The organism is Cypionkella sp. (assembly GCF_034376685.1).
In the GTDB taxonomy this organism is placed as follows: Bacteria; Pseudomonadota; Alphaproteobacteria; order Rhodobacterales; family Rhodobacteraceae; genus Cypionkella.
The window spans coordinates 61,181-72,867 of sequence record NZ_JAXMJJ010000086.1 but is presented as its reverse complement, the minus strand read 5'-3'; the positions used below and the strand labels follow the sequence as shown (position 1 = coordinate 72,867).

The 11,687-nt window shown below is 62.9% G+C and carries 11 protein-coding genes; 3 read left to right on the top strand and 8 right to left on the bottom strand.

Translation table 11 applies throughout. From position 1 onward, the window contains the following. A partial coding sequence (locus tag U1A24_RS16750) for an MFS transporter (protein WP_322323125.1) occupies positions 1 to 840 on the top strand: 840 nt, incomplete at its 5' end. Positions 841 to 944: 104 nt separating this feature from the next. Here the strand turns inward: U1A24_RS16750 and U1A24_RS16745 are convergent. The 6 genes from U1A24_RS16745 to U1A24_RS16720 form a co-directional block, all read right to left on the bottom strand. Further along, complete coding sequence (locus U1A24_RS16745; RefSeq protein WP_322323124.1) at positions 945 to 1,361, bottom strand: GNAT family N-acetyltransferase; 417 nt, start codon at positions 1,359 to 1,361, stop codon at positions 945 to 947. Positions 1,362 to 1,551: 190 nt separating this feature from the next. Next, positions 1,552 to 2,694 carry a LysM peptidoglycan-binding domain-containing protein gene (locus U1A24_RS16740; RefSeq protein ID WP_416136341.1) on the bottom strand — a complete coding sequence of 381 codons (1,143 nt, stop codon included), beginning with the start codon at positions 2,692 to 2,694 and terminating at the stop codon, positions 1,552 to 1,554. Positions 2,695 to 2,745: 51 nt separating this feature from the next. Then, the gene (locus U1A24_RS16735; protein WP_416136342.1) at positions 2,746 to 3,408 is read right to left on the bottom strand and encodes a protein-L-isoaspartate(D-aspartate) O-methyltransferase; all 663 of its coding nucleotides are present in this window, start codon (positions 3,406 to 3,408) and stop codon (positions 2,746 to 2,748) included. Continuing rightward, a complete protein-coding gene (gene surE / locus U1A24_RS16730) occupies positions 3,408 to 4,193 on the bottom strand; it encodes a 5'/3'-nucleotidase SurE (RefSeq protein WP_322323122.1) in 786 nt (261 codons plus the stop codon). The genes U1A24_RS16735 and surE overlap by 1 nt, the downstream gene beginning before the upstream one ends. A 77-nt stretch (positions 4,194 to 4,270) precedes the next feature. After that, complete coding sequence (locus U1A24_RS16725) at positions 4,271 to 4,861, bottom strand: NAD(P)H-dependent oxidoreductase (protein WP_322323121.1); 591 nt, start codon at positions 4,859 to 4,861, stop codon at positions 4,271 to 4,273. Next, on the bottom strand, positions 4,861 to 5,760 hold the full coding sequence (locus tag U1A24_RS16720) for a DMT family transporter (RefSeq protein ID WP_322323120.1): 900 nt from the start codon (positions 5,758 to 5,760) through the stop codon (positions 4,861 to 4,863). Before U1A24_RS16720 ends, U1A24_RS16725 begins: the two co-directional genes overlap by 1 nt. Positions 5,761 to 6,353: 593 nt before the next feature. Between U1A24_RS16720 and ilvD the strand changes: the two genes are divergently transcribed. Continuing rightward, a complete protein-coding gene (ilvD, locus tag U1A24_RS16715; RefSeq protein WP_322323119.1) occupies positions 6,354 to 8,192 on the top strand; it encodes a dihydroxy-acid dehydratase in 1,839 nt (612 codons plus the stop codon). 114 nt (positions 8,193 to 8,306) lie between these two features. On the opposite strand, the gene U1A24_RS16710 is transcribed toward ilvD, so the two are convergent. After that, positions 8,307 to 9,119: a helix-turn-helix transcriptional regulator gene (locus U1A24_RS16710; protein WP_322323118.1), complete on the bottom strand. Its 813-nt coding sequence runs from the start codon at positions 9,117 to 9,119 to the stop codon at positions 8,307 to 8,309. 45 nt (positions 9,120 to 9,164) lie between these two features. Between U1A24_RS16710 and U1A24_RS16705 the strand changes: the two genes are divergently transcribed. After that, the gene (locus U1A24_RS16705) at positions 9,165 to 10,571 is read left to right on the top strand and encodes an SLC13 family permease (RefSeq protein ID WP_322323117.1); all 1,407 of its coding nucleotides are present in this window, start codon (positions 9,165 to 9,167) and stop codon (positions 10,569 to 10,571) included. Here U1A24_RS16705 and U1A24_RS16700 read toward each other — a convergent pair whose 3' ends face one another. Then, positions 10,572 to 11,618, bottom strand: a complete 1,047-nt coding sequence (locus U1A24_RS16700; RefSeq protein ID WP_322323116.1) for a LacI family DNA-binding transcriptional regulator — start codon at positions 11,616 to 11,618, stop codon at positions 10,572 to 10,574. It abuts the gene before it with no gap. Positions 11,619 to 11,687 lie beyond the last annotated feature (69 nt).

Genomic DNA, 11,687 nt, shown 5'->3' with positions numbered 1-11,687 from the left:
AAGGCCCAATGGGCCAACGCAATGGGTCTGGCCTTCGGTGCGATTTGCGGGGGCCTGTTGCCCGACGCATTCGGCGCAACCGCAATCAGGCTAGGGTTCAGCATTTACGATGTCTCCTACGCTGCAAGCTTCATCATGATGACTGTGTTGTTTCTCTACACCCTATTTGCCATCACAGAAGAGCCTCGCCCGCTGAATCCCAACGCGCTCACGCAGGGCTTCACGAACGTTCCTGCAGTGATAAAGGAGGCTGGTTTCCTTGCTTTGAAGCATCCTTCCCTGTCGATGCTTTTACTCGCGTTAACGTTGTTTTTGATGGCAACGAACCCGATCGAAGTGTTCTGGCCCACCCACGTTAAGGGTATGCTGAGCGAAGGCCACGCCAATACTGCAATTGGTGTGCTGACGGCGACCTACTTCTTCTCAATCGCATTCGGTGCGGCGCTGTCGCCACGCATCAATCAGATCTTCAAGCGCCGAAATGCCATCTCGCTTTCCGCGGCTTTTGCTTGCCTCGCGGCTCTCCAGATCGCCTTGGCGTTTCAAGGAGGCATTGTCGGCTTTGTCGGGGTTTTCATTCTTTTTTCTGTCGTCCTTGGCTCTACGGAAACGCCAGCCAGTAGCATCCTTCATTCCTGTGTCGAGAACCATCAACGTTCTACCATGCTGTCATTGCGCTCTCTCGTACAGCAGTTGGGTGCAGCAATTGGTCTGATGGCGGTTGGAGGCCTTGCGGAGAGCTATTCGCTGCAAAGTGCTTGGATAGGAGGCGCTGGTTTCCTCGTGATGGCCGTGCTGTTGGCAGGCATTTTGGCCAAGAGATTAGAGACCTCAGGCTGATAGTTGCCGTTCGTTCACCGCGCAGCAATCGACATGTCGGGCTCTTCGCGTCGGATCCTGCAGGATGGCATGGTGCCTGTCGCGCGGGATGCAACGGATTCTGGTTAGCCAGCCCGCCGCGCCATTCCCAGAGACCTGGGGGCTGTCTCTTTGAAGCCGAATTTCTCGTAGAGCTTGTGCGCTGGAACATCGGCGATGAGGCTGACATAGACCGAAGCTGGCAAGCTGTTGGCAATATAGTCCGTCAACGCGGACATGATCGCCTTGCCGAGGCCTTGCCCCTGGAAGCGCGGGTCGACGGCGATATCGACCACTTGCACGAAGCAGCCGCCGTCGCCGATCAGCCTTCCCATGCCAACGGCACTGTTCTCGTGTTCGACAACCACTGAGAACAATGTGCCCGCCAATCCCTTGGTGGCGGCTTCCTCGGAGAACGCGCTGAGGCCCGCCAAAGCGCGCAACCGAAGATATTCACTGACGGTCGGGACGCGGGCAACAGTCTCGTATGCGGGATGGGTCATGGCAGCACCGTTTCTTTTGGGGCGGTCTGGTTGAGTATGCGCAGCAATCTAACGCTTTCTGGCATCGGGGCGGGGTAAAGCTGACATCCTGGCAAGTTTTGAGCGTCCAGCCGGGACAGCTTGAGTAAACAAGGCGCCTCCGGCGGGAGTATGTGGGCCACTATGAAAGCGAAGGGGGCGCTGGCTGCGGTTATTGCAGGTAGGACATCGGGTCGACGGAATCGACGCCTTTGCGGACCTCAAAATGCACGAAGGCGGGGTCGCCGGCGCGGACCACGGCGATGCCTTGGCCTTTGGTGACTTTGTCACCTTTGGCGACTTTCAGACCATCGACCCCGGCGTAGACCGTCAGGATGCCATCAGCGTGGCGGATCACCACGATGGGGGTGCCTTGGGTGTCTTTGGTGACGGCGGCGACGGTGCCATCGGCTGCGGCTTTTACCGAGGTGCCCGCGGCGGCGGCAATGTCGATGCCGTCGTTTTTCTTCTTCACATAGGCGCGGATCACCTTGCCGCTGACGGGCATCGCAAAGCGCGAGGCCGAGGCGGCGGTGCGGTCGGTGCCGAGATCAACCGCAGGGGCGGGTTTCTCGCTGGCTTTCGCGGGTTTCTCTGCGGGCAGCGGTTTTTTCGCCGAGGGCGGCTCGGGCGTGGGCGAGCCTGCGCCGGGGACGGTGGTGACAGCAACCGGGTCTTTCGGCGGCGGCGAGGCATTGGCGGTCGGGATGATCAGATACTGACCTTCGCGGACTTCAAGATCGGGGCCGAGGCCGTTCCAATCGGCAATCGAGCGGGCAGAGATGTTGTAGATCCGCGCGATCGAGAAGGCGGTCTCGCCACGTTTGACCTGGTGGCGCACAGGCTCGGTGCCTGCGGGTTTGCTCGGGCTCGTGGCGGTTGGCGTGGTGGTGCCGACGCGGTCCAGTGCCGTGGTGGCGATAGAGCTGACATCGACCGCACCGGGGGTGGCGGTGGTACTGGTCGGGGTTGCGGCGACGCGGGCGGGCAGGGCGAGGGTTTCGCCCGGACGCAGGCTGTCGGTGGGGCGCAGGCCGTTGTAGGTGGCAAGCTGGTCGGCAGGCAGGCCGACGCGGGCGGCGACCGAAGCCACAGTATCGCCGCTTTGGGCGACGGCGGCTTGGTAGGTCGGGTAAGACAACACGCCGCGCGCATCGGCTTGCGGGCGCGGATCAGTGGCGCGCAGGGCGGCATCCGAGGTATCCAACGCGCCGTTGCCCGCGCGCAGATCCCAATCGAAGGGGCGGGTCTTGCCGCAGGCGGAGACCATCAGCAGGGCGGATAAGCCAAGAATGGGAAGGCGCGAAAGGGTCATACTTGCCTCTTTAACCAAGCCCGGTTGTTCCGGGGTTACATTCATTGCGTCTTAATCGGCGCTGATACCTTCCACCAGTGGCACAAAACGCACTGGGCGAAGTTCTTCGTAGTCGTAGCCTGTTGCCAGTCGGGTAACTTTGATCAGGTGTTGCACTGTATCAGATTGGCCGACGGGCACCACCATGATACCGCCAACTTTCAGCTGCGCCAAGAGCGGGCCGGGGGGATCTTCGGCGGCGGCGGTGACAATGATGCGATCAAACGGCGCCTGATCGGGCAGCCCGAAGCTGCCATCGGCGGACATTGCGACGATGTTCACAAGGCCCATGTCGCGGAACAGCTCTTGCGCTTCGCGCACAAGGCGGCGGTGGCGGTCGACGGTATAGACGCGCCGCGCGAGGTGGGCGAGGATGGCGGCCTGATAGCCCGAGCCGGTGCCGACTTCGAGCACGGTATCGCGCGGGTTGATGTTGAGGGCTTGCGTCATCAGGCCGACCACCGAGGGCTGGCTGATGGTCTGGCCGCAGGCGATCGGCAGCGGCATGTCTTCATAGGCGCGCTCGGCAAACAGGCCGCGCACGAACTGGCCGCGATCAACCTTCTCCATCACGGAAAGGACGCGGGCGTCGGTGACGCCTTTGGATCTGAGGGCAAACAGGAATCGCATCTTGCGCTCGGCCGCCGTCTCATCTTCGGGCAGGCCGTTCTCCATCATCCGAGCCGCTTCGTGAGGTCGGCGAGGGTGTCATGCGCGGTAAGGTCACAGCGCAGGGGGGTGATCGAGATATAGCCGTCAAGGTTCACGGCGGCATCGGTGCCGGGCAGGGTGGGGGTGTGCTGCGGGCCGCCCTTGATCCAGAGAAAGCGTTTGCCGGAAGGCGCGGTGTAGGGCTGGATGCCGAAAGCGGTGTCGCGGCGGAAACCTTGCGGGGCGACCTTGTGGCCTTTGACGGCTTTCGCGGTGCAGGGCGGGAAATTGACGTTGTAGAAGATGCTGTAATCGTCGGTGGTCCACAGGCCCTTGTCCAGCAGGGTGCGGATGATTTTCGCGCCGTGGGTGGCGGCGGCCTCAAACGGGTCGTCGAGATCATCGGTGTCGCGGCCCATGTATTGCGACAGCGCAATCGCGGGGATGCCGTGCAGGGCAGCTTCCATCGCAGCCCCGATGGTGCCGGAATAGAGGACATTCTCGGCGGAGTTGTTGCCGCGGTTGATGCCGGACAGCACCAGATCGGGTTTCGCGCCTTCCAGCACGTCGAACACGCCCGCCAGCACGCAATCGGCAGGCGAGCCTTCGACGGCGTAGCGGCGGTCGGCCAGTTTGGCGTTGATCATCGGGTGGGTGTAGCTGATGCAATGGCCGACGCCGGATTGCTCAAACGCGGGGGCGACGGTCCAAACCTCGCCCTTTGGCCCGGCGATTTCCTGCGCGATACGGGTCATCGTGACAAGTCCGGGGGCATTGATGCCGTCGTCGTTGGTGATCAGAATGCGCATCGGTCTGCCCTTGTGTGATGCGCCATTGATAAACGCTTGGGGGGCGCGCGGCAAGCAGTGCTGGTGGTTTGGCTGCGTTAAACCGCAATCTGTGCCATGCGCGCCGCTATTTTCGCAAGGTGGCGGGCGCGGGAGGCTTCGGTGCTGGCGTCTATGGCGTAGTGGGCGAGCCAGAGGGTTTTGCAACGTGGGTTGGTGCAGGCGCGCAAGCCACGCAGGAATTGACGCTTGCCGGGGGCTGCGAGGAGGAGGTTGTATTGCAGGCTTGAGGCCCCGAGGCTGGTGATCACGCCGAGCAGGCGGATGTTGGGCAGGCCGTGGCGGAAGCTGTTGGCGGAGGCGTGAAAGGCGATGCCGGGGCGCAAGCAGCGATCGAGCCAGCCTTTCAGGATGGCGGGTGGGCCGCTCCACCATGTCGGGTGGGTGAAGATCAGGCCCTCGGCCCATTGCAGGGCTTCGATGTGGGGGGTGAGGCTGTCGTCGATGGCGTCGGGGTCGGGGTAGCTGAGCCATTCGTCTTGGCGCAGAGTTGGTTGGAAACCTTCGGCGTAGAGGTCGATGAATTTTGTCTCATGACCTGCGCTGCGGGCGGCTGCAATGGCGGTGTCGCGGCATGCGGCTGTGAAGCTGTCCGCGTGCGGGTGGGCGTGGACGAACAGCAGGCGCATCAGGCAGGCTGGCCGCGCTGGCTTTGCGCCAGTTTCAGCAGGCTGTGGGCGGTGATCGCGATCAGGATCACGCAGCCGCCGATCAGGGTTTTCAGGCCGGGATTTTCGCCAATGAACAGCCAGACCAGCACCGGGCCTGCGATAATCTCCAGCATGGTGATCATCGAAACCTCGGCGGCGGGCAGGTAGCGCGGGCCGATTTGCAGAAGGGCACAGCCTCCGGCGAGGATCACGCCACCGGAAATGAAGATCAGCGCGGCTTGATCGAGGTTCAGCGGGGCCATTGGCGCGAAGGGGTAGGCGATGGCAGAGGTGAGCAGGTAGCCGATGGCGATTGCGGGCATCAGGTTGCCTTGCGGGGCCATGCGGATGACGACGTAATAGGCGGCGATGACCACGGCATTGGCCAGCGCAAACAGATCACCCGACAGGTGGCCGCCGCCCAAACTGCCCGCGCCGATGATGCCTACGCCTGCGAAGACGGTGAAGATCGCGCCCCATGTCGGGGTGTCGATGCGCTCACGCAGGATCACCCATGACATCAGCGCGGCGATGAACGGGGCGGTGGCGAGGATCAAGAGGGCGTTGGCGGCAGAAGTTTGGCCCAAGGAGGCAAGGAAGAACACCGAGCCTATGCCTTGCAGGAAAATCATGGTGAGCGACGGCCAGCGCAGCAGGTCGCGCCAATGCGGCAGGCTGGCGCGGCCGAAAATTGCCAGACCTGCAAAGGTGACCACAGCGGCAGCGATGCCGCGCCAGACCGCGATGGTCATGGTGTCGGTGTCGATCAGGCGGACCACCAAAGCATCCGGGAAGAAGAACAACGCCCCAAGCAGGGTGACGGCAAAGCCGTAAGCTTGCGGGTTGCGTGCGGACAGACGGGCGCGGGCGGTGGTCATGGGGGTCTCCTCTGCCGGTGGTTATAGGGGATTTGTGCAGTGGGGGAAGGTCTGGGGGCGACAGCGGGAGGGGTGGATTTGGGGGATGTTTGGCGTCTTTCGTGGCGATCTCAGAACTATCGCGGTTTCATGGTTGCAGGCAAACAACCCGCCCGGAATCAAGGCGCTTTAGCGCCGCCGGGCAGCGCCCGACCGCCCCCTCGGGCGGGCGCTTCTGCGCTGTACCGCTTAGAAGCTATGGGGGGATTGGCTGAGGCATAAAGCGCCTAGAACATCTGTGGCGGCGCCCACCCGGCGGTCTGGCGCTGCCCTTTAGTTGTGTATGTAAAACGTCGCCGTCTCGGTCATGGGCCTTTAGCTGCTGTTGATGCACTTTCGGTTGATCGCACATTCGTGCGCACAGCCGAACACATCTATCCACAAGTTCAAACTTCTGCCCTGTTGGTGGCGGCCTGCATGCCGGATATGCCCGAAAAGCAGGCTCAAATGCGTGGTGGGGTGCGATTGCACCCTTGAAGCGGGCGGCGGGTAGGGTCAATAAGGGGGCGTCGGTTTCCGCGGGCTCGCGGGACGCCCAGCTATGAGGATCAGCCATGCCTGTTTATCGTTCCAGAACCACCACTCACGGCCGCAATATGGCGGGTGCGCGCGGGCTTTGGCGGGCGACGGGGATGAAGGATGGCGATTTCGGCAAGCCGATCATTGCGATTGTGAACTCGTTTACCCAGTTCGTGCCGGGGCATGTGCATCTGAAAGATCTGGGGCAGATGGTGGCGCGCGAGGTGGAGCGTGCGGGCGGGGTGGCCAAGGAATTCAACACCATAGCGGTGGATGATGGCATTGCGATGGGGCATGACGGCATGCTGTATTCGCTGCCATCGCGCGAGTTGATCGCGGATTCGGTGGAATACATGGTGAACGCGCATTGCGCGGATGCGATGGTGTGTATTTCCAATTGCGACAAGATCACTCCCGGCATGCTGATGGCGGCGATGCGGCTGAACATCCCGGCGGTGTTCGTGTCGGGCGGGCCGATGGAAGCTGGCAAGGTGGTGATCGACGGCAAGGAATTGGCGCTCGATCTGGTCGATGCGATGGTTTCGGCGGCGGACGAGTCGGTGTCGGATGAGGATCTGGCGAAGATTGAGGCGGCGGCTTGCCCGACGTGTGGGTCGTGTTCGGGGATGTTCACCGCCAATTCGATGAACTGTCTGACCGAGGCTTTGGGGCTTTCGTTGCCGGGCAATGGCTCGACGCTGGCCACCCATTCGGCGCGGCAGGGGTTGTTCCTTGAGGCGGGCCGCGTGATCGTCGATATCACCAAGCGGCACTATGAGGGCAACGAGAAGGGCCTGCTGCCGCGCGATATTGCCAGCAAGGGCGCGTTTGAGAATGCGATGGCGCTGGATATTGCGATGGGCGGGTCGACGAATACCGTGCTGCATATCTTGGCGGCGGCCCATGAGGGTGGCGTCGATTTCACCATGACCGATATTGATGCTTTGAGCCGTAAGGTGCCGGTGCTCTGCAAGGTCGCGCCTGCCAAGCAGGACGTTCATATGGAGGACGTGCACCGCGCCGGTGGGATCATGGCGATCCTTGGCCAGCTGGATGCGGCGGGGCTGTTGAACCGCGATTGCCCGACGGTGCATGCGCCGACCTTGGGGGCGGCGATTGACCATTGGGACATCTCGCGCAGCAATCATCCTGAGGTGCGCGAGTTGTTCTTGGCGGCTCCGGGTGGGGTGCCGACGCAGGTGGCGTTCAGCCAGAGCCGGAAATGGGCGGAGCTGGATACCGACCGGACGAAAGGGGTTATTCGTTCGGCGAAAACTCCGTTCTCGAAGGATGGCGGGCTGGCGGTGTTGTCGGGGAATATCGCGCCTGAGGGCTGCATTGTTAAAACTGCCGGGGTGGACGATTCCATTCTGGTGTTCGCGGGGCCTGCGCGGGTGTTCGAGTCGCAGAACGCGGCTGTCGAGGCGATCTTGTCGAACTGGATCAAAGAAGGCGACGTTCTGGTGATCCGCTATGAGGGACCTAAAGGCGGGCCGGGGATGCAGGAGATGCTGTATCCGACCTCGTATCTGAAGTCGAAGGGGCTGGGGAAGGCCTGTGCTTTGTTGACCGATGGGCGGTTCTCGGGCGGCACTTCGGGCCTGTCGATCGGGCATGTGTCGCCTGAGGCGGCTTCGGGTGGTTTGATTGGTTTGGTCGAGGAGGGTGATCGGATTGAGATCAACATCCCGGCGCGGACGATTCATCTGGCGGTGTCAGAAGCGGATCTGGCGGTGCGGCGGGCAGCGCAGGATGCCAAGGGTTGGAAGCCTGCGAAGCCGCGAGCGCGCAAAGTCAGCCAAGCGTTGCGGGCTTATGGGCTGTTTGCGACCTCGGCGGCTACGGGGGCTGTGCGGCAGTTGCCGGGCGAATAGGTCCGGTTTGCTGCGTGAAGGCCGGGGGCTCGCCCCCGGACCCCGAGAGTATTTGAGCCAGTCTGAAAGCAAATTTTAGATAAATTTTAGTGGCTTGGCGTGCAGCCTTTGCCGTTATGACGTGCTGGTTTGTTTCAGGAAGCTTTGCGGTGGGGTGCCGAACTCTGCGCGGAAGGCGGCGGTGAAGGCGCTGGGGCTGCGGTAGCCCAAGGCATAGGCGATGGTGGCGCTGCTTTGACCAAGCGTCAGCCGCTCGATGGCGAGTAGCAGACGTTGGCGGGCGCGCCATTGCCGGTAGCTGAGGCCGGTCTCGAGGCGGAGCAAACGCTCTAAAGTGCGGGGGCTAGCGGCGGTGCTGCGGGCGAGGTCGGGCAGGCTGCGGGGATCATCGGGATGGTTGATCAGGTGGCGGGTTAGCCGTACGAGGCGGGGGTCGTGGCCACCGGGCAGGTGCAGCGGGGCCTCGGGCAGGGTTTCGATCTCATCGGCGATCACGGCGGTCAGGCGCAGCAGGCGGGGCGGGAAAGCTTCGGCAGTGTCTTCACCGTGCAGCCGCAGGATCAGCGCGCGCATCAGTGGGGTGAGGCTGAGGACGGCGCAGGTTTGGTTTGTGCTGCGCAGGGACAGCGTCGGGTCAATGTAGAGGTTGCGGATTTCGGTTTCGGTATCGGATTGCACCTGATGCGGCACATCGCCGGGGATCCAGACGGCATGGCTGGGCGGCACGATCCATGTGGCATCGGCGGCACGGATACGCAGCACCCCGCGCTGCGCCCACAAAAGTTGCGCGCGGGGATGGTGGTGCGGGGCAATGCCGTGTTGTGGCTGCATGGTGCGGCCATAGGCCAGGATTGGGCGATTGGGGTCGCGCAGGAAGCCGGTGGCACTTGGCGCGTGATTTGGCGTGTGGGCGATATGTTCTGGCATGATGGTGATCTAACGCATTGTTGCGGTGTCGGCTAGGGTGGCGGCATGGGCAAGTTGGAGCGGGCGATGCAGCGGATTTCGGTGAAACAGGGGATGGTGGTGGCTTTGGTTGCCGGGGCGTTGGGGTTGGCTTTGCTGCCGCCTGCGGGATTGAGTGCGGTGCAGGCGCAGATTTTGGCGGTGGTGTTGGTGACGCTGGGGCTTTGGGCCAGTGGAGTGGTGCCGAATTACTTCGCCAGCCTGATCTTGTTTGCGGTGGTGTTGGTGTTCGGGTTGGCTCCGGCGGATCTGGTGTTTGCGGGGTTTGGCTCGACGGCGGTGTGGCTGATTATTTCCGGTTTTGTGATTGGAGCGGCGATCAGTGCCTCGGGTCTGGGCGTGCGGATGGCGCGGGTGTTGGGGCCGCTGCTGGATGGCGGTTATGCGCGGATGATCTTTGGGCTGACCGTGGTGGCGATGGCTTTGGGCTTTATCATGCCGTCGTCGGTGGGCCGCGCGGTGGTGCTGGTGCCGATTGGCATGGCCTTGGCGGCAAGGGCTGGATTTGCGCCGGGATCGAACGGCAGGATCGGCATTGCGGTGACGCTGGCGATTGCCTGCAACATGCCGAGCTTTGCGATTTTGCCCGCTAATATCCCGAATATGGTGCTGTCGGGCGCGGCAGAGACGATTTACGGCGCGCATTTTGGCTATATGGCCTATCTGGCGCTGCATTATCCGGTGCTGGGCGTGGTGAAATCGGCAGTTACCGCTTGGATGGTGTTGCGGATGTTTCCGGCGGAGGTGGCCCCGCATCTGGTGGAAGCCCCAGCGGCACCTGACCCGGCCAACAGATCGGCGCAGATGCGGGTGGCGGCGGTGCTTCTGGTGACGCTGGGGCTGTGGATGACGGATCAGGTGCATGGGGTGAACGCGGCTTGGGTCGGGCTTGCTTCGGCGGTGGTGTTGCTGAGCCCCGGTTTTGGCGTTGTGACGCCGGCGCTGTTCAAGGCGTCGGTGGATTTCGGGCTGCTGCTGTTTGTGGCGGGGGCGCTGGCGGTGGGGGCTTTGGTGAACGCTTCGGGCTTGGGCGCGCTGATCGGGCAGGGCTTGCAAGAGCTGTTGCCGCTGCATCCGGGCGGGACGGCTACGAACTTCGCCTCGCTGTCGCTGATGTCGATGCTGACGGGGGTGGTGACAACGGTGCCGTCAGTGCCTTCGGTGCTGACGCCGATGGCGCAGGATTTGGCGACGGCGAGTGGGTTCAGTTTACAGGCGGTGCTGATGACGCAGGTGCTGGGGTTTTCCAGCGTGCTGCTGCCGTATCAGGTGGCGCCGTTGGTGGTGGCGATGCAGCTTTCGGGTGAGAAACTGGGGGCATTGGCGCGGGTGCTGCTGCGCTTGGCGGTGGTGACGGTGGTGGTGCTGTTGCCGCTGGATTATCTGTGGTGGCGGGTGTTGGGCTGGATTTGATCACTCATCCGGCAGGTTTTCCCGCAACACCAGTTGCAGGCGCGGCGGGATATAGGTGTAGGGCTGACCGCGCGCGGCGGCGGCGAGCAGGTTGAGCGCCTCGCGCGCCTCGACGCGGGGGTTCTGGTCGATCACCGCATCGACGGTGCCGTCGAGCAGGAAGGCTTTGTTGCTTTCGGTGGCCTCGTGGCAGACGAATACCACGCGATGTTCAAGGCCGCGCGCACGCAGTTCGCTGGCAATCCCCGAGGTGCCGCCGCCGACGTTGTAGATCGCGGCGAGGTCGGGGTGTTGGTTGAGCAAGGCGCTGGTTTCCGCGCGCGCGCGCTGGCGGTCGTCCATGATCTCGCGCAGTTCCAGAATCTGGATATGGGGGAATTCCTCGCGCAGGATGTGGCGAAAGCCCATCTCGCGTTCCTCATGGCCGCGATAGGCGAGCGAGCCTGCGAACAGGGCGGCTTTGGCGGGTTGGTTGGCGGGGAGCAGGCGGCCCATGAGTTGGCCCGCCAGACGACCCGCCTGACGGTTGTCGATGCCGACATAGGCAAGGCGGGGCACGCTTTGGATATCGGTGGCGAGGGTCAGCACTTGTGTGCCGCTTTGGGCAAGGGCGCGGATCGCTTCACGCACCAGCGGGTGATCTTGCGCGATCAGGCCGACGCCTGCGACCTGGCCGCGCAGGGCAAGCAGGTGGGCGGCGACGGTTTGCGGGTTGAAACCTTCGATGCGGGTTATTTTAACCGATAGATCGGGGCGGGCGGCGGCCTGTGCTTCGATCTGCTGGTGCAGGGTGTTGATGAAAGCGTTGGTACCTGCGGGCAGAAGGAACGCAAGCTGGATGGTGGTGGGTGTCTGGGCGGAGTTCTCGGGCGTGCTGCTTTCCGAGATATAGCCCAAGCGCCGCGCGGTTTGCAAAACCACCTCTCGTGTGCGCGCCCGCACGCCGTCGCGGCCATTCAGCACGCGGTCGACGGTGGCGGACGAGACATTGGCCTCACGCGCGACGTCTTGCAGGGTGGCGCGCGGCATCGGGGTTTGGGTGTTCATGCTTTTGCGGTCGCTTTGGTTGGGTGACCCTTAGTGGCATTGAAAAAGTGATCTGTAAATGATGTATTT

Bases quoted from the DNA above. Each gene is read 5' to 3' on its own strand.
- U1A24_RS16705 (WP_322323117.1), top strand. From the start codon at position 9,165: ATGGGCAAGTTGGAGCGGGCGATGCAGCGGATTTCGGTGAAACAGGGG.
- surE (WP_322323122.1), bottom strand. From the start codon at position 4,193: ATGCGCATTCTGATCACCAACGACGACGGCATCAATGCCCCCGGACTT.
- U1A24_RS16710 (WP_322323118.1), bottom strand. From the start codon at position 9,119: ATGCCAGAACATATCGCCCACACGCCAAATCACGCGCCAAGTGCCACC.
- U1A24_RS16720 (WP_322323120.1), bottom strand. From the start codon at position 5,760: ATGACCACCGCCCGCGCCCGTCTGTCCGCACGCAACCCGCAAGCTTAC.
- U1A24_RS16735 (WP_416136342.1), bottom strand. From the start codon at position 3,408: ATGGAGAACGGCCTGCCCGAAGATGAGACGGCGGCCGAGCGCAAGATG.
- U1A24_RS16740 (WP_416136341.1), bottom strand. From the start codon at position 2,694: ATGACCCTTTCGCGCCTTCCCATTCTTGGCTTATCCGCCCTGCTGATG.
- U1A24_RS16745 (WP_322323124.1), bottom strand. From the start codon at position 1,361: ATGACCCATCCCGCATACGAGACTGTTGCCCGCGTCCCGACCGTCAGT.
- U1A24_RS16700 (WP_322323116.1), bottom strand. From the start codon at position 11,618: ATGAACACCCAAACCCCGATGCCGCGCGCCACCCTGCAAGACGTCGCG.
- ilvD (WP_322323119.1), top strand. From the start codon at position 6,354: ATGCCTGTTTATCGTTCCAGAACCACCACTCACGGCCGCAATATGGCG.
- U1A24_RS16725 (WP_322323121.1), bottom strand. From the start codon at position 4,861: ATGCGCCTGCTGTTCGTCCACGCCCACCCGCACGCGGACAGCTTCACA.